Raw genomic sequence first — 15,049 nt, 5'->3', positions numbered from 1 at the left:
TATTGAAAGATGGCGTTCTGACTCTTGTCTGTTCAGGCCATCGACATGTGCGATCGCGCACGTCCACATCATGGCGGATGACCGGGCTCGGCCCCGGCCGCCGCGGCCATGGACCCGCACAGCTTGTATCGAGCGCCGAGATTGCCGCCGCGTGTATTGCGGAGCCCCTCCGCGCTCACGGCGTTCTCCGCAGGCCTCGCGCCCAGATCCACGCCGCTCGCCAGACGCAGCGAGGCGATGCCGGATGGCGGCGTCCCCCTCTCCCGTAACGCGAATTCATGCTAGCGTTCGCCCCGCAACGAGGGGAAGCACACCATGCCTATCGAAATCGGCGACCGTATCAAATTCCATCTCGGCCCAGACACGGCCGCTCCCGGCCTCGACGATCTCGAGGCGGCGATCGTCGACTTCATCGACGGGGCGACGAAACGGCTCGACATCGCGGTGCAGGAACTGGAGAGCCGGCCGATCCTGGAGGCGATCCTGCGCGCCGAGATCGAACGCAAGGTGCAGGTCCGCATGGTGCTGGAGGCGGATTACCTCGTCGCCAACCGACGCCCGAAGACAGTCGCGGAAGCCTTCGAAAGCGCCGGCCCCCGCGAAGCGAACCGCCTCCTCGCCGCAGCCGCGCTGCGCACCACGATCTGGCTTCGCTCGGACTTCAACCCGCATATCTTCCATCAGAAATTCATCATCCGCGACGGCGAGTCGGTGCTTACCGGCTCCACCAACTTCACCCCGACCGGGGTCGGCCGCGCCCGCCAGGGCGGCAATCTCAATCACGTGATAACGATCGAATCTCGTGAGATTGCAAAGATTTACAGCCGGGAATTCAGTGATATTGCGAAGGGAAATTTCGGCCGGGACTCGACCCATAGCGACCATCCGCCCGAAATTGTCGTCGACGGCGTGCGTTTCAAGATCTGCTTCGCGCCCGAGCACAACCCTGAAATGGAGATCGCCAAACGCATCAACAAGGCGATGGACCGCATCGATTTCGCGATCTTCACCTTCTCGCAATCCTCCGCCATCGACGACGCGATGGAGATGGCGATGCGCGCCGGAGTGAAGATCGCCGGCGCACTCGACGGGATGCAGGGCAACCAGGCGTGGGCTCCCACCCGCCGCTTGATCCAGGAGGGCGCCGATCTGAAGCGGGTGAAGAAAGACTACGGCCGCGTCAACAAGCTTCATCACAAGATGATGGTGATCGACGAAGCGACACTGGTCATCGGTTCCTTCAACTATACCGGCCCGGCGAATCTGGTGAACGACGAGAACATCATCGTCATCACCTCCGACGACGCATGCGGCGCCGCGCTTCCGCTGATCCGCGGCGCGCGGGCGGAGATCGAACGGATCATCTGCGCGCACGGCTCTTCCTTCAACTTCAATTGAAGAAAACATGAGAACATACTGTAGATAAACTAGATTATGGTAAGAGAATTTTATCGGATAATCACTTTTGAATTGTGTTTGCGGAAAATTCGTCTATTAGGGGGTCAACCCGCAGGCGCGCGCTCCACCCCAGCGCGACACGGGGGAAGAGGCCCGGCGCCAGTCCCTCGGCGGCCGGGCCTTCTTCCGTGCGCCTCAGCCCGGAAATCGGGGCGGGCGGCCTTCGATGAACGAAGCGACTCCCTCCGCGTAATCCGGCCCGGTCTGCGCCAGGGCGAACTGGTCGGAATCGGCGTGACTAGCGCTTTCCGCCAGCGCCGAGGCGTAAGCGTCGATTCCGCGCTTGATCATCCGCGCCGGCGCCGCCGGCATCGCCGCAGCGCGCGCCGCCATCGCCAGCGCGGCCTCCATCGGGTTCTCAGCGATTTCGTCGAGAAGCCCCCATGCCGCCGCACGCTCCGCGTCGATACGCTCGGCGAGGATCAGGAGCCGTTTCGCCTTCGACGGTCCGACCAGATCGACAATCCGCGGAATCGAGCCCCAGCTCATGTTCATGCCGCGCTCGATCTCGGGCGCGTAAAAATTTGATTTCAAAGTGCTGACGCGCAGATCCGTCGCAGCCGCCAACGCCAGTCCGCCGCCGACGCACCAGCCCGATATCACGGAGATCGTCAGCGCCTCGATCTCCGCCCACGCCCGGCACATGCGCCGCCCGGTCCGCAGAACCTCCCGCCGCTCCGCCAGCGACAGGTCGAGGAGCGCCGCCGTCTCCGCGTCCTTCAGGTCGAAACCGAGGCAGAAATTTTCCGCCCGCCCGGTCAGCACCACCGCCGCCAACCGCGCATCGCCCTCGAAACCACGCGCCGCTTCGGTCAGCGCCCGCATCGTCGAGAGCGCCAACGGATTCGCCCGATGGCCGCGATCGAACCGCACCACCGCGATGCGACCGGCGTCCGGCGTCTCCCCCGCCCGCCACTCGACTGTAACTTCGTCCATTTCGACCTCCCGCTACTTTTACCGCGCTGGCGCATTCATTGCTGGACGCAGCCGCACGAGCGCCTACTATTCCCGGCAGAGCCGGGCGGCGCCAGCCGCTGAACCCGGCCGGAACCGACAAGGAGAGACTGATGCGAAGAATCCAGCTAACCGGCGCCTCGGCGCTCGCGCTCGCCGCCGCGCTCGCGGCCGCCACACCGGCCGCAGCCGAGAACGTCTTTCGCTGGGCCAGCCAAGGCGACGCGCTTACGCTCGACCCGATGTCGCAGAACGAAGGGCCGACGATCGCGATGAACGGGCAGATCTACGAATCGCTCGTCACCCGCGACCCGGAGCTCAATCTTCAACCCGAACTCGCCACCTCGTGGGAGGGCGGGAACGATGGCTGGGTCTTTCATCTTCGCGAGGGGGTGAAATTCCACGACGGCGCCGATTTCACGGCCGAGGACGTGGCGTTCTCCTTCAAGCGGGCGATGGCGGAAAGCTCCGACTACAAGGAGCAGGTCTCCTCCGTCGCGGATGTCGAGATCCTCGACGACCACACTGTCAAGGTCATCACCAAGGGGCCGAACCCGATTCTGCCGAACGAGATCACATCGCTCTACATGATGGATTCGGACTGGTCGAAGGAGCATGACGTCGAGACGCCGCAGGACTACGCCGCGAGCGAGGAGACCTTCGCCGTCCGCAACGCCAACGGCACCGGTCCCTTCCGCGTGGTGAGCCGCGCGCCGGACGAGCTGACCGTTCTCGAACGCAACAAGGAGTGGTGGGGCGCCAGCGAATTCCCCGGCAATATCGACAGGATCGAATACCGGCCGATCAAGAACGCGGCGACCCGCGTCGCCGCGCTCCTCTCGGGAGAGCTGGATTTCGTCCTCGACCCGCCCCTCCAGGATCTCGAACGGATCAAGGCGACCGATGGGCTTGGCGTGAAAACCGTGGCGCAGATCCGCTCGATCTTCTTCGGCATGGACGAAGGCTCGGACGAGCTGCGCTCCTCCGACGTGAAAGGCAAGAACCCGTTCAAGGACGTGAAGGTGCGCATGGCGGTGAACCATGCGATCGACAAGGAGGCGATCAAGCGCGTGGTGATGGAGGGGCTTTCCTTCCCCACCGGCATGATCACGCCGCCGGGCGTGCTCGGCAACACACCCGAGAACGACCCCCCCTACTCCTTTGATCCGGAACTGTCGAAATCCCTGCTGGCCGAGGCCGGCTACCCGGACGGGTTCACCGTTCAGCTCGACTGCCCGAACGACCGCTACAACAATGACGAGAAGATCTGCCAGGCCGCGGTCGCGATGCTCGCCAAGGTCGGGATCAAGGTGAACCTCGAGGCGATCCCGAAATCCCAGCACTTCCCGAAGCTCCAGAACCGGGAGACGGATTTCTACATGCTCGGCTGGGGCGTGCCGACGCTCGACAGCCACTATGTCTTCGCCTACCTGGTTGACGGTGAAGGCTCCTGGAACGCCACCGGCTACTCCAATCCCCGCGTCAACGAGATCACCGACCTGATCGCGACCGAAATGGACGTGGAGAAGCGGACCGCCCTGATCGACGAGGCGTGGACCATCATCAAGGAGGACGCGCCCTACGCGCCGATCCACCACCAGGTCATCGCCTGGGGCATCTCGGACAAGTTCGACGTGCCGATCGGTGCAGACGACGCGCTCCGTCCGCGCTACATCGTCGCGAAATAGGCCGAACGGCCGGGGCGCCTCCGCGCGCTCCGGCCGGATCGTCACGCGATGATCTCGTTCATTCTTCGCCGGCTGGCGCAGTCGGTTCTGGTGATGGCCGTCGTTTCGGGCATCTCCTTCTCGCTGTTCAATTTCGTCGGCGATCCGGTCAACAACATGGTTGGCCAGGAGGCGACGCGTGAACAGCGCCAGCAGATCCGCGTCCAGCTCGGCCTCGAGGATCCGATCATCACCCAGTATGTCCGCTTCATGGGCAACGCGCTCTCGGGTGATTTCGGCCTCTCCTACAGGATCAGGCGCCCGGTGAGCGAGCTCATTTTCGAGCGGCTGCCGGCGACGATCGAGCTTGTCTTCGTCTCCGCCATCATCGCCCTCGTCCTCGGCCTGTCGCTCGGCGTCTATACCGGCATAAAACGCGACACCTGGCTCAGCCGCGCCACGCTTTCGATCAGTCTGGTCGGGGTTTCGTTGCCGACCTTCGTCATCGGAATCGCACTGATCTATCTTTTCGCGGTGCTGTTGCGCTGGCTGCCCTCCTCCGGGCGCGGCGGCGTCGTCGACCTCGGGTTCTGGCAAACCTCGCTGCTGACGGCGGACGGCTGGCGCTCGATCATCCTTCCGGCGATCACGCTTTCGCTCTTCCAGCTCACGCTGATCCTCCGGCTTGTGCGCGCCGAGATGCTGGAGGTGATGCGCACCGACTACATCAAATTCGCCCGCGCGCGCGGCCTCGCGGAACGCTCGATCAATTTCGTCCATGCGCTGCGCAACACGCTGGTGCCGGTCATCACCATCATCGGGCTGAACATCGGCGGGCTGATCGCATTCTCCGTCATCACCGAAACGGTGTTCCAGTGGCCCGGCACCGGACTGATGTTCATCCAGGCGGTCGATTTCGTCGACGTGCCGATCATGGCGGCCTATCTTGTTTTCGTCGCACTCCTCTTCGTCACCATCAATCTCATCGTCGATATCCTCTATTTCGTCATCGACCCGCGAATCCGTCTGGGGGGATCATGAGCGCCACGGACGAACCCGGCATCGCCCCGCCCATGACCCGATGGGCGCGGCTGAAGGACAACGACATATTCTGGTCCTTCATCACCACCCCCTCGGCGATGGTCGCCGCGCTGATCGCGATCACCGCCATCATCGCCTGTTTCGCGGCGCCCCTCATCGCCCCCCACAATCCGTTCGACCCGGCGGAGATCTCGCTCTGGGACGGCAAGCTTCCCCCGGTCTGGGTCGAAGGCGGCAACCCGGATTATCTGCTCGGCACCGACAATCAGGGCCGCGACATGCTATCGACGCTGCTCTATGGCGGGCGGCTCTCGATCCTTGTCGGCATGGCCGCGGTCGCGTTCGGCATGGTGCTCGGGGTCGCGCTCGGACTGATCGCCGGCTATGTCGGCGGCGGCGTCGACAGTGTCATCATGCGCGCCGCCGATGTGCAGCTCACCATTCCCGGCATCCTCCTCGCCATCCTGATCAACGGGATCGGCCGCGCCATGCTGCCCCTGGAGCTCAGGCAAGAGTTCGCGATTTATGTCGTCATCTTCGCCATCGGGCTGACCGATTGGCCGCAATTCGCCCGGGTCGCCCGCGGCGCGACGCTGGTGGAAACGAGCCGCGAGTACGTGCAGGCGGCGCGGATCATCGGCCTGCCCGGCTGGCGCATCATGACGCGCCATATTCTCCCCAACACGCTGCGCCCTGTGCTGGTGATCGCCACCATCGGCCTCGCGCTGGCGATCATCGCTGAGGCGACGCTGAGCTTTCTCGGCCAGGGCATTCCGCCGACGACGCCTTCGCTCGGCACGCTGATCCGGGTCGGGAACGAATATCTCTTCTCCGGCCTCTGGTGGATCACCTTCTTTCCCGCCATCGCGCTCGTCATCCTGGTCTTCGCGGTCAACCTCCTCGGCGACTGGATGCGCGACGCCCTCAACCCGAAGCTCCGGTGAGCGCGCTTCTCGAAATCACCGGCCTCGGCGTCGAATTTCCGACGCGGCGCGGGTTGATCCGGGCCGCGCATGACGTGAATCTCAGCGTGAACCCCGGCGAAGTGCTCGGCCTCGTAGGCGAATCCGGCGCTGGCAAATCCACCATCGGCGCCGCGATCATCGACCTCCTGGAGCGCCCCGGGCGCGTCTCCGCCGGTTCCATCGTTTTCGAGGGGGAGGAGCTGCGCGGCAAGTCGGAAGCGCAGATGCGTCGCATCCGCGGCGACCGGATCGGCATGATCTTTCAGGACCCGCAAACCTCTCTCAACCCGTTGCTCACCATCGGCGACCAGCTTGTCGAGACCATCGAGAAGACCATGGGCGTGCGCGGCCCGCAAGCCACCAGCCGCGCCATCGAATTGCTCGAACATGTCGGCATCACCGAGGCCCGCGCCCGGCTCAAGGCCTATCCCCACCAGTTCTCCGGCGGGATGCGCCAGCGCGTGGTCATCGCGCTCGCCCTCGCGGGCGATCCTGATCTCGTCATCGCGGACGAACCCACGACGGCGCTCGACGTCTCGATTCAGGCGCAGATCCTCGACCTTCTGAAACAGCTCTGCCGCGAGCGAGAGCTCGGCGTCATCATCGTCACCCACGATATCGGCGTCATCGCCACCATCGCCGACCGCGTCGCGGTGATGTATCGCGGCGAGATTGTCGAGACCGGCGCGGTCGCGCAAATCCTCGGCGCCCCCGCCCACGCCTACACGAAGAGCCTGATCGCCGCCGTCCCGCGCGCCGACCGGCGCCTCCATCGTTTCACCTCCGTCGATTATATCGAAGGCGACGCGACGCCCTTCCGGCGCATCGACATCGCCAATCACTGGCTCGGCGCCTCGGCCGATCACCGGGGCGGCGGCGCCGCGATCGAGATCGAGAACGCCGACCTCTCCTTCATCCTCCAACGGGCGGTCCTGCCGAAGAACCGAAGGATGCTGAAGGCGGTGGATGATGTGACGCTGACCATCCGCGAGGGTGAGACCTTCGGCCTCGTCGGCGAATCCGGCTCCGGGAAAAGCACCGTCGCCCGCCTCATCGCCGGGCTTCACCGGCCTGATTCCGGCGCCATCCGCATTCTCGGGCAGGACGTCAGCAGCCGCCCGAAAGCGCCCGAAGCCCGCGCCGCCCGCCGCGCGCTCCAGATGATCTTCCAGGACCCGTATTCATCGCTCAACGCCCGGATGCGCGTCCTCGATATCGTCGCAGAACCGATCCGCTTCTATCGCACCGCCGGATCGGAAACGGAGGTTCGGCGCATCATCGACGATCTTCTCGACCATGTCGGCCTCGGCGCCGCCGCGGCGCTGCGTTATCCGCACGAATTTTCCGGTGGCCAGCGCCAGCGCATCTCCATCGCCCGCGCCCTCGCCTGCCGCCCGCGCATCCTGATCTGCGACGAACCGACCTCCGCCCTCGACGTCTCGGTGCAGGCGACGATCCTCAACCTCTTGAAAGATCTGCAGGAGGAACTCGGCCTCACCATGCTGTTCATCAGCCACGACCTGCCGGTCATCCGCCAGATGTGCGATCGGGTGGCGGTCATGCGCCATGGGGCGATCTGCGAAATTGCGGAGACAGAACAGCTCTTCGCCGCGCCCGCGCATGAATACACGAAACACCTTCTCGGCCTGATGCCGAGCATGGAGTTGCTCGGCCCAGTGGATTCGGAATGAAGATCATCAAGGTCCGCGCGCACGCCCTGGAAGCGCCCATCGACCGGCCCTTCGCATTTTCACAGTCCTGGGTCGACCGTCGCGTCGGCCTCGTCCTTGAAGTGGAGACCGACTCCGGCATCACCGGCTGGGGCGACGCCTATGGCCCGCCGCTCGCCATCGCGGCGATCATCGAGACGCTCTACGCCCCGCGCCTGATCGGGCGCGACCCGCTGGCGGGTGAGGCGATCTGGGAGGAGATTTACAACGGCTGGCGCGATCACGGCCAGCGCGGCCTGGCGATTCAGGCGCTCTCGGCCATCGACATCGCGCTCTGGGACATCCGCGGGAAGACCTACGGCCAGCCCGTCCACCGCCTGATGGGCGGCCCGGTCCGCTCCTCCGTCCGCGCTTACGCCACCGGGCTCTATCGCCGCACGAACGACCGGGCGGAGAACCACGTCATGCTGAAGGCGGAGGCGGAGGGCTATCTCGCGGCCGGGTTCACCGCGATGAAGACCAAGGTGGGGTTCGGCTTCGCCGACGACATCGCCCTCGTCGAGATGCTGCGCGGCGCGATCGGCGGCGCGGAGCTTTTTGTGGACGCCAATCACGGCTGCGATCTCGTGCAGGCGAAACGTCTCGCCCGCGCGATGGAGCCGCTGGATATCGGCTGGTTCGAGGAGCCGGTGGAGCCGGAGGACCTCGAAGGCTATGCCGAGATACGCCGGTTCACCTCCATCCCGATCGCCGGTGGCGAGTGCAGCTTCACGCGGCACGATTTCCGCCGCATCCTCGACGCCCGCGCGATGGACATCATCCAGCCCGACACCGCCTCCTGCGGCGGACTGACGGAGGCGAAACGCATCGCCGACCTCGCCTGGACGCATGGCGCACGCCACCAGCCGCATGTCTGGGGCACCGGGATCGGCCTCGCCGCCGCGATGCAGCTTCTCGCCGTACTGCCCACCTCCGCCCCCGGTCTTGGCGCGCACCAACCGCTTCTCGAATATGATTCGACCCCGCACCCCTTCCGCCAGGACCTGCTTGTCGAGCCGGTGCGCGTGAAGGATGGCGTCGCCCATGTACCGGATGGGCCGGGCCTCGGCGTCGAGGTCCGGCGCGACGTGCTGGAGCGCTGGCGCGTCAACTGACGCGCCCCCGGCTGTTCAGAGCCCGGCGCCCGGCAACCAGAGAACCAGCGCCGGAAACGCGACCAGCAGCGCAAGACGCAGGATATCCGCGACGATGAAAGGCAGGATGCCGCGCACCACCACCCCCTGTGTAAGATTCTTCGACGTGCCCTGAACCACGAATAGGTTCATGCCCACCGGCGGGGTGATCAGGCCGATCTCGGCCACCGTCACCACGAGGATGCCGAACCAGACGAGGTCGAACCCCATGTCCAGCGCCACCGGGGCGAGAAGTGGGACGGTCAGCAGGATCATCGACATCGCATCCATGAAACAGCCGAGGACGATATAGAACGCGAGGATCAGCACCATGACGGCAAGCGGAGAGAGGCCGGCGCCTTCGATAGCGGCGATAAGAAATTGCGGCAGGCCGGTGTTCTCCAGAAAGAAGTTGAAGATCGCGGCGCCGATCAGGATGAAGAAGATCATGCCGGTCAACGCGGCGGTCTCGTAGACCGAGGCGCGCAGGTTTTCCCGCGTCAGGCTACGGCTCAGAAGCGCAAGCAGAAAGGCGCCGACGGCGCCGACCGCCGCCGCCTCGGTGGGCGAAAACCAGCCGAGATAGATGCCGCCGATAACCACGCAGAACAGCAGCGCCACCGGCCAGATGCGCCCCATCAGCGCCGCGCGTCCGCGCCAGCCGGTGCGCTCGGCTTTCGGCGCAAGCTCAGGCTTCAGTCCGACGCGGATTTTCACCGCGGCGGCGTAGAGCACCGCACCGAGCAGCCCCGGCAGCAGCGCGCCGATGAAGAGCGCGCCGATCGAGCTTTGCGTGAGCAGCCCGTAAATCACCAGCAGGATCGACGGCGGGATCAGCACGCCAAGCGTCCCCCCGGCCGCCACCGTCGCCGAGGCGAGGGACGGATCGTACCCATGACGCTCCATCTCCGGCATGGCGACGCGACCGATCGTGGCGACGGTGGCGAGGGACGAGCCGCAGATCGCGCCGAAAATCGCCGAAGCCCCGATGGTCGTGACCGCGAGCCCGCCGCGCCTGTGCCCGAAAAACCCGTTGAGAACGTCGAAAAGCGAACGCGACAACCCGGCATGGGAGGCGAAGACCCCCATCATCACGAAGAGCGGGATCACGCTGAAGGAGTAGGGAAAGAGCGACTCGAACGGCGTCGAGCCGAGAACAAAGGCGACGCCGGTCCAGCCGTTGAGCCACCAGTAGCCCAGCGTCCCGATCACGCCCATCGCGATGGCGACCGGCAGCCCGAGGCCGATCAGCCCCAATGTCGCGATGAACCCCAGAACTCCGAGCCACGCCGCGCTCATTGTTTCGCCTTCGCATCGGAGCTTTCCGCGCCCGCGAGCGCGACGCCCAGCAGCGACAACGCAAGGCCCGCGAGCAAGGGCCACCAGTACCATGCGATCGGTATGCCGAGCTGCTGCGAGCGGTCGCCGAACATCGTGCGCGTCTCGTAGGTCAGCACGCCCTGCCAGAGCATGAGCGCGAGGAGGGTGAACGCCAGCGTCGCCGCTATGAGCCGCAGCGCCGCCGCCGGCGCGGCCGGCAGGGCCCCGACGAGGAAATCCACGCCGACATGGGCGCCGGCCATGAACGCGTAAGGCATCACCAACCAGGCCCCCGCCATCACGAAGAGCTGCACCAGGTCGACGACGCCATCGATCGGGACGCCGACCTGGCGACCGAGAATGTCCGCGACGGTGACGAGCGCCGCCAGCGCATAGGCGAGAACGCCCAACCCCGCTATCGCGCGAAGAAAGCGGCGGAGCCAATGCGCGACCCGTCTCATGACCAATCTGTCCCCTCTCGATTCCGCGCGCCGATGGTTCGGCCGGCTCTCGCCCGATCCATCGGCGCGTCGGATTCGACCGTCAGTTGGACGCCGCGTATTCGGCGACCAATTCCTGCATCCGCGCGTAGATCTCCTGCGCGTTGTCGACGCCGTCGGCCTTCAGCTCCTCGAGATAGCCGTCGATCATCGGGGCCAGCGTCTCGCGCCAGCGCTCTCTCTCCTCGTCGGAAAGCTCGGTGATCTCGTGGCCGGCGTCGATCGCCCCCTGACGGCCCGGCGCGTCCCATGCGTCCCACCAGTCGCCGAAATTCGAAACCAGCGCGTCGCCCGAATACTTGTCAACGCAAGCCTGCGCCGTCTCACTGAGGGAGTTGTACGAATTCTCATTCATCACGAAGAAGAACGAAACTGTGTAAGCGCCTGCATCAAGATGATATTTCAAGACCTCGTTCAGGCCGAAGGATGCAACCGGATCCCACGGGAACACGGTGCCGTCGATGACCCCGCGCTGCAGGCTCTCATAGACCTGACCCGGCGGCAGGCCCTGCGGTGTCGCACCGAGGAAGGTAAGCATCTCCGACACGGCCGGGCTCGGTGTGCGGATGCGGAGGCCGTCGAGGTCCTCCATCGTCTCCACCTTCTTCTCGCTGGTGTGAATCAGGCCGCCATTATGCGCGTGAAGCGCCAGCACCTTGAGGCCATCATATTCCTCCGCCAACTCGTCCGGAAGCATCGTCCAGAGCGCGTGGGTGGCGGCTCCGGCGTCGTCGGTCAGGAACGGCATGTCGATGACCGAGGTGCGCGGAAAGCGGCCGCGCGGGATGCCGTGGAGGCCGTGGGCGATATCCACGACGCCGGCCATGACCTGCTCCTGCTGGCGCGCGACATTGCCGAGCTGCGAGCCCGCGGCGAAGATCTCGAACTGCACCTCGCCATCGGTGCAGGCGGTCACCTGCTCGGTCCAGGGCTTGATGAAATCCGTGTGGATGCCGTGAACGGTCGGCAGGAAATGGCTGAGCTTGAGCGTGGTTTCAGCCGCGGCCTGCGTCGCCATTCCCGCAGCTGCGGCGGCGGCCGCGGCGATTGCGCCGAGGCCGAGTCTGAAACTGGATGTCATGGGTTCCTCTCCCTTTGCGTCCTGATCTTGTCTGGCTGCTTCGCTTCCGGCCATTGAACGCCTTTACGACGCGCGCCGCCACAATAACAGCCTCTGCTTCGCCGCGCCGGATCTTCGACGCGCCCCCGCATGCCGCCGGCCCGTCGCCTACAGCGCAAGCACGATCCTCCCACCCTTCGCCCGCGAGCAACAGGTGATGATACGATCGCCCTTGGCCCGCTCGCTCGCGGTCAGCACATTGTCGCGGTGGTCGAGTTCTCCCTCGAGCACCGTCGCCTCGCAGGAGCCGCAGAGCCCCTCCCGGCAATCGCAGGCGACATCGACGCCCGCCTCCTCCAGCGCGTCGAGCACGGTCTGATCGCGCCTGACCTTCAGCAGAAGGTCCGAGTCGCGTAGAACGAGTTCGAACCCGTGCTCCTTTTCGGGTTCGAGCGCCGCGGCGGCGGAGGAGAACCGCTCCGAGCGCAACACGTCCGAACGCTTGCCCGCAAACTCCGCCTCCAGCGCCGCCAGCATCCGCTCCGGCCCGCAGGCGTAAAGCTCCGCGTCGTCCGGAAGGCCGGAGACCAGCGTCGCGAGATCGACGCGCCCCCCCTCTTCCGCGACGTGCAGGGTCAGCGCGTCGCCATGCTCGCGCTCCAGCCGGTCGAGAAACGCCATCGCGCCGCGCGCGCGGCCGGCGAAATGCAGCGCATAGGGTTTCCCAAGCGCCTTCAGCCGATCCGCCATGGCGATGATCGGCGTGATCCCGATGCCGCCGGCGAGTAGGACATAGCGCGGCGCGCGCTCGTCCAGGCGGAAATGATTGCGCGGCCCGGCGACGCGCACCGCGTCTCCGACGCTCAGGGATTCATGGAAATGGCGCGAACCGCCGCGCCCCTCGGCCTCCAGCAGCACCGCGACATCGTAGCGATCGGGGGACTGGCCGCAGAGCGAGTATTTCCGGCGAAACCCGCCGTGGATCAGGTCGAGATGCGCGCCGGCGCTCCAGCGCGGCAGCGAACGCCCGCGCGGATCGCGAAGCGAAAGATACAGGATGCCGCCAACGCGCCGCGCCTCGGCGATTTCCAGCGTGCGCAGAATCTCGCTCCGCACCGGCGGGCCGACGGCGAAGTCCTTCGTCGCGCGCCGCGCTTTCGCCCGCCGCTCGGGGGTCTGCGCCGGGTCCCACTCCACCAGCAGCGAGGTGGGGCCGCGAAACGATGTGTTCGGCAGCGAGGCGAATTCCTGATCCAGGACGAGGCGAAGGCCCGGAATGCGCCGCGTAAACTCTTCTATGAATATCCGCATCTCCATCCGGGCGATGTTCTTGCCCATACACTGGTGGCTGCCATAGCCGAAGGACAGATGGTCGGCGGCGTTGTCGCGGTAGAGGTCCAGTTCGTCCGGATTCTCGAAATGCGCCGGGTCGCGATTGGCCGAGGCCATGACGATCAGCAGCTTCGCGCCCTCCGGGATCGGTACATCACCGATCCGGCAGGCCGCCGTCGCCTTCCGCCGCCAGGCGACGATCGACCCGGCGTAGCGCAGGCATTCCTCGACCGCGTTGGGGATGAGATCGGGGGTCTCTACAAGCTCATCCCATCTTTCACGCCGCGAAAGCAGCTGCCGGAACGCGTTGGCGGAGGCATGGGCGGTCGTCTCGTGCGCGGCGACGAGGATCGCCATCATCATCGAGTGAAGATAGCTGTCGGTGACGATATCCGGGTGCGTCGCGTTCCGCCGGATGCTGTCATACATCCAGCCCTCGCCATCGGGGTTGGCGCGCATCTTCGCGACGATGCGCCCCGACGCCTCCCAGAACCGCCCGACCTGTTCGGCGACGTGAACCTGTTCCTCGGGCGACGGTCGGCCCCATGTATTGACGGTATGGGCGACGGAGAAGGACTTGAGCTCCGCGATATCGGCGTCGTCCACGCCGAGGAAATGCAGCGCGACCGTCGCCGGGATATCCCAGAACACCTCCTTCACCAGATCGGCCCGCCCGTTGTCGATGATGGCGTCGAGCCGCGCCGTCGTCAGGCGGCGGATCATCGGCGCGTGCTTCTCGAGCTTCTCGGGCAGGAATGCGCCCATCAGGAGTCGCCGCCGCTCCATGTGGTCCGGCTCGTCCTCGTTCACCATGGTCCGGTTCAGCGCATAACCGTAGCGCTTCAGGACCGCGCCCGCCTCCGGCGAGGCCGGGGCGATCTTCTCCAGCGCGATGGAGGGCGAGAAAAGGATGTTGTCGCGAAACACCGCCTTCACGTCCTCATAGCGGCTGACGATCCAGTAGCCGAACTTGGGGCTGTAAAAGACAGGCTCCTGCTCACGGGACCAACGCAACGCCTCCGCCGGGTCGGCCTGGTATGGCGCGCCGAAAACGTCGAAGGCGGCGGCCTCGGGCGAAACCGCCGCGCCGTCGAACGGACAGACGCCGATGCTGGCATCGGTCATGAACGCGATTCCTTATTGTCTCTATTATCGCACAGATGTTATCAATATTCGGAACCATTCGCAATCCGGTGCGACGCCGGCGCGAGTGTTGCGGAGGATGGCGCAGCCATGTTGCAGACCCTCGATCGCGGGCTGGAGACGCTCGAATTCGTGAGCCGGAACCCGGAGGGCGTGACCGTCGCCGCTCTCGCCGCGCATCTGGGCGTTCACCGCGCCATCGCCTATCGGATCGTCGCGACGCTGGAGGCGCGGGCCCTCGTCGCCCGCCCGAGCGGGGGGCGCGTCAGGCTGGGCGGCGGGGTGGCGGCGCTCGCGGCGCGGTTCGAGCCGCAATTGCGCGCCGTCGCGCAGCCCCGGCTCGCCGCGCTCGCGAAAGACACCGGCGCGACATCGTTCCTCACGGTGGCGCAAGGCGCCGAATGCGTGGTGATCGCAGTGGCCGAGCCGGAACATGGCGCGTTCCGGGTCGGCTATCGGCTGGGCGGGCGCCATTCCATCCACGCCGGCGCGGCGGGGATCGCGATCCTTTCCGGGCGGCCGGAACAGCCGACCGATCCGGAGGCGGTGCGGTGTGCGCGGCGCGACGGGTTCAGCGTGACGAGGGGGGAGTTGCAGACCGGCGCCGTCGGCGTCGCGAGCCCGCTGCGCCGGCCGGGGGCCGGCGAGGCGGCGGTCGAGGCCTGCGTCGGCGTCGTCGCGATGGAGGACCTCGACGTCGAGCGCGCCGCCCTCTTGACCCGCCGCTGCGCCCGGAGCTTCTCCTCGGTGAACTGACCCGCCGGCGC

The 15,049-nt window shown here is 66.0% G+C and carries 12 protein-coding genes; 7 read left to right on the top strand and 5 right to left on the bottom strand.

Annotated elements, in window-relative coordinates:
• Window positions 1–315: 315 nt before the first annotated feature.
• Entirely contained in the window at window positions 316–1,398 is a 1,083-nt protein-coding gene (locus G5B40_RS00620; protein ID WP_165093737.1) for a phospholipase D-like domain-containing protein, read from the top strand.
• Between the two features lie 195 nt (window positions 1,399–1,593).
• On the opposite strand, the gene G5B40_RS00615 is transcribed toward G5B40_RS00620, so the two are convergent.
• Window positions 1,594–2,394: an enoyl-CoA hydratase/isomerase family protein gene (locus G5B40_RS00615; RefSeq protein WP_165093735.1), complete on the bottom strand. Its 801-nt coding sequence runs from the start codon at window positions 2,392–2,394 to the stop codon at window positions 1,594–1,596.
• Window positions 2,395–2,525: 131 nt separating this feature from the next.
• Here G5B40_RS00615 and G5B40_RS00610 point away from each other — a divergent pair, with 131 nt between their 5' ends.
• Genes G5B40_RS00610 through G5B40_RS00590 form a run of 5 tightly spaced genes read left to right on the top strand, consistent with a single transcriptional unit; the run spans window position 2,526 to window position 8,909 of the window.
• Window positions 2,526–4,100 (top strand): ABC transporter substrate-binding protein, encoded by a 1,575-nt coding sequence (locus G5B40_RS00610; protein ID WP_165093733.1) that lies wholly within the window; start codon window positions 2,526–2,528, stop codon window positions 4,098–4,100.
• Window positions 4,101–4,148: 48 nt separating this feature from the next.
• Complete coding sequence (locus tag G5B40_RS00605; protein WP_165093731.1) at window positions 4,149–5,120, top strand: ABC transporter permease; 972 nt, start codon at window positions 4,149–4,151, stop codon at window positions 5,118–5,120.
• The gene (locus G5B40_RS00600; RefSeq protein WP_165093729.1) at window positions 5,117–6,064 is read left to right on the top strand and encodes an ABC transporter permease; all 948 of its coding nucleotides are present in this window, start codon (window positions 5,117–5,119) and stop codon (window positions 6,062–6,064) included. Before G5B40_RS00605 ends, G5B40_RS00600 begins: the two co-directional genes overlap by 4 nt.
• Window positions 6,061–7,776, top strand: a complete 1,716-nt coding sequence (locus G5B40_RS00595; protein ID WP_165093727.1) for a dipeptide ABC transporter ATP-binding protein — start codon at window positions 6,061–6,063, stop codon at window positions 7,774–7,776. Before G5B40_RS00600 ends, G5B40_RS00595 begins: the two co-directional genes overlap by 4 nt.
• Window positions 7,773–8,909 (top strand): mandelate racemase/muconate lactonizing enzyme family protein, encoded by a 1,137-nt coding sequence (locus tag G5B40_RS00590; RefSeq protein ID WP_165093725.1) that lies wholly within the window; start codon window positions 7,773–7,775, stop codon window positions 8,907–8,909. The genes G5B40_RS00595 and G5B40_RS00590 overlap by 4 nt, the downstream gene beginning before the upstream one ends.
• A 15-nt stretch (window positions 8,910–8,924) precedes the next feature.
• Here the strand turns inward: G5B40_RS00590 and G5B40_RS00585 are convergent, their stop codons facing one another.
• The 4 genes from G5B40_RS00585 to G5B40_RS00570 form a co-directional block, all read right to left on the bottom strand.
• Entirely contained in the window at window positions 8,925–10,226 is a 1,302-nt protein-coding gene (locus G5B40_RS00585; RefSeq protein WP_165093723.1) for a TRAP transporter large permease, read from the bottom strand.
• Entirely contained in the window at window positions 10,223–10,708 is a 486-nt protein-coding gene (locus G5B40_RS00580) for a TRAP transporter small permease (protein ID WP_165093721.1), read from the bottom strand. The genes G5B40_RS00585 and G5B40_RS00580 overlap by 4 nt, the downstream gene beginning before the upstream one ends.
• Before the next feature lie 82 nt (window positions 10,709–10,790).
• Window positions 10,791–11,828 (bottom strand): TRAP transporter substrate-binding protein, encoded by a 1,038-nt coding sequence (locus G5B40_RS00575; RefSeq protein ID WP_165093719.1) that lies wholly within the window; start codon window positions 11,826–11,828, stop codon window positions 10,791–10,793.
• Between the two features lie 147 nt (window positions 11,829–11,975).
• Window positions 11,976–14,264, bottom strand: a complete 2,289-nt coding sequence (locus tag G5B40_RS00570; protein WP_165093717.1) for a cytochrome P450/oxidoreductase — start codon at window positions 14,262–14,264, stop codon at window positions 11,976–11,978.
• 108 nt (window positions 14,265–14,372) lie between these two features.
• Between G5B40_RS00570 and G5B40_RS00565 the strand changes: the two genes are divergently transcribed.
• Complete coding sequence (locus G5B40_RS00565; RefSeq protein WP_165093715.1) at window positions 14,373–15,038, top strand: IclR family transcriptional regulator; 666 nt, start codon at window positions 14,373–14,375, stop codon at window positions 15,036–15,038.
• The last annotated feature ends 11 nt before the right edge of the window (window positions 15,039–15,049 follow it).

This window comes from Pikeienuella piscinae (assembly GCF_011044155.1).
Taxonomy (GTDB): domain Bacteria; phylum Pseudomonadota; class Alphaproteobacteria; order Rhodobacterales; family Rhodobacteraceae; genus Pikeienuella; species Pikeienuella piscinae.
The sequence above is the reverse complement of the archived record's forward strand: the minus strand, read 5'-3'. Positions and strand labels throughout refer to the sequence as shown.

What these genes read in the sequence shown, in the direction of transcription:
- G5B40_RS00565 (WP_165093715.1), top strand. Translation starts at nt 14,373, where the DNA reads ATGTTGCAGACCCTCGATCGCGGGCTGGAGACGCTCGAATTCGTGAGC.
- G5B40_RS00585 (WP_165093723.1), bottom strand. Translation starts at nt 10,226, where the DNA reads ATGAGCGCGGCGTGGCTCGGAGTTCTGGGGTTCATCGCGACATTGGGG.
- G5B40_RS00575 (WP_165093719.1), bottom strand. Translation starts at nt 11,828, where the DNA reads ATGACATCCAGTTTCAGACTCGGCCTCGGCGCAATCGCCGCGGCCGCC.
- G5B40_RS00590 (WP_165093725.1), top strand. Translation starts at nt 7,773, where the DNA reads ATGAAGATCATCAAGGTCCGCGCGCACGCCCTGGAAGCGCCCATCGAC.
- G5B40_RS00620 (WP_165093737.1), top strand. Translation starts at nt 316, where the DNA reads ATGCCTATCGAAATCGGCGACCGTATCAAATTCCATCTCGGCCCAGAC.
- G5B40_RS00615 (WP_165093735.1), bottom strand. Translation starts at nt 2,394, where the DNA reads ATGGACGAAGTTACAGTCGAGTGGCGGGCGGGGGAGACGCCGGACGCC.
- G5B40_RS00605 (WP_165093731.1), top strand. Translation starts at nt 4,149, where the DNA reads ATGATCTCGTTCATTCTTCGCCGGCTGGCGCAGTCGGTTCTGGTGATG.
- G5B40_RS00580 (WP_165093721.1), bottom strand. Translation starts at nt 10,708, where the DNA reads ATGAGACGGGTCGCGCATTGGCTCCGCCGCTTTCTTCGCGCGATAGCG.
- G5B40_RS00570 (WP_165093717.1), bottom strand. Translation starts at nt 14,264, where the DNA reads ATGACCGATGCCAGCATCGGCGTCTGTCCGTTCGACGGCGCGGCGGTT.
- G5B40_RS00600 (WP_165093729.1), top strand. Translation starts at nt 5,117, where the DNA reads ATGAGCGCCACGGACGAACCCGGCATCGCCCCGCCCATGACCCGATGG.
- G5B40_RS00610 (WP_165093733.1), top strand. Translation starts at nt 2,526, where the DNA reads ATGCGAAGAATCCAGCTAACCGGCGCCTCGGCGCTCGCGCTCGCCGCC.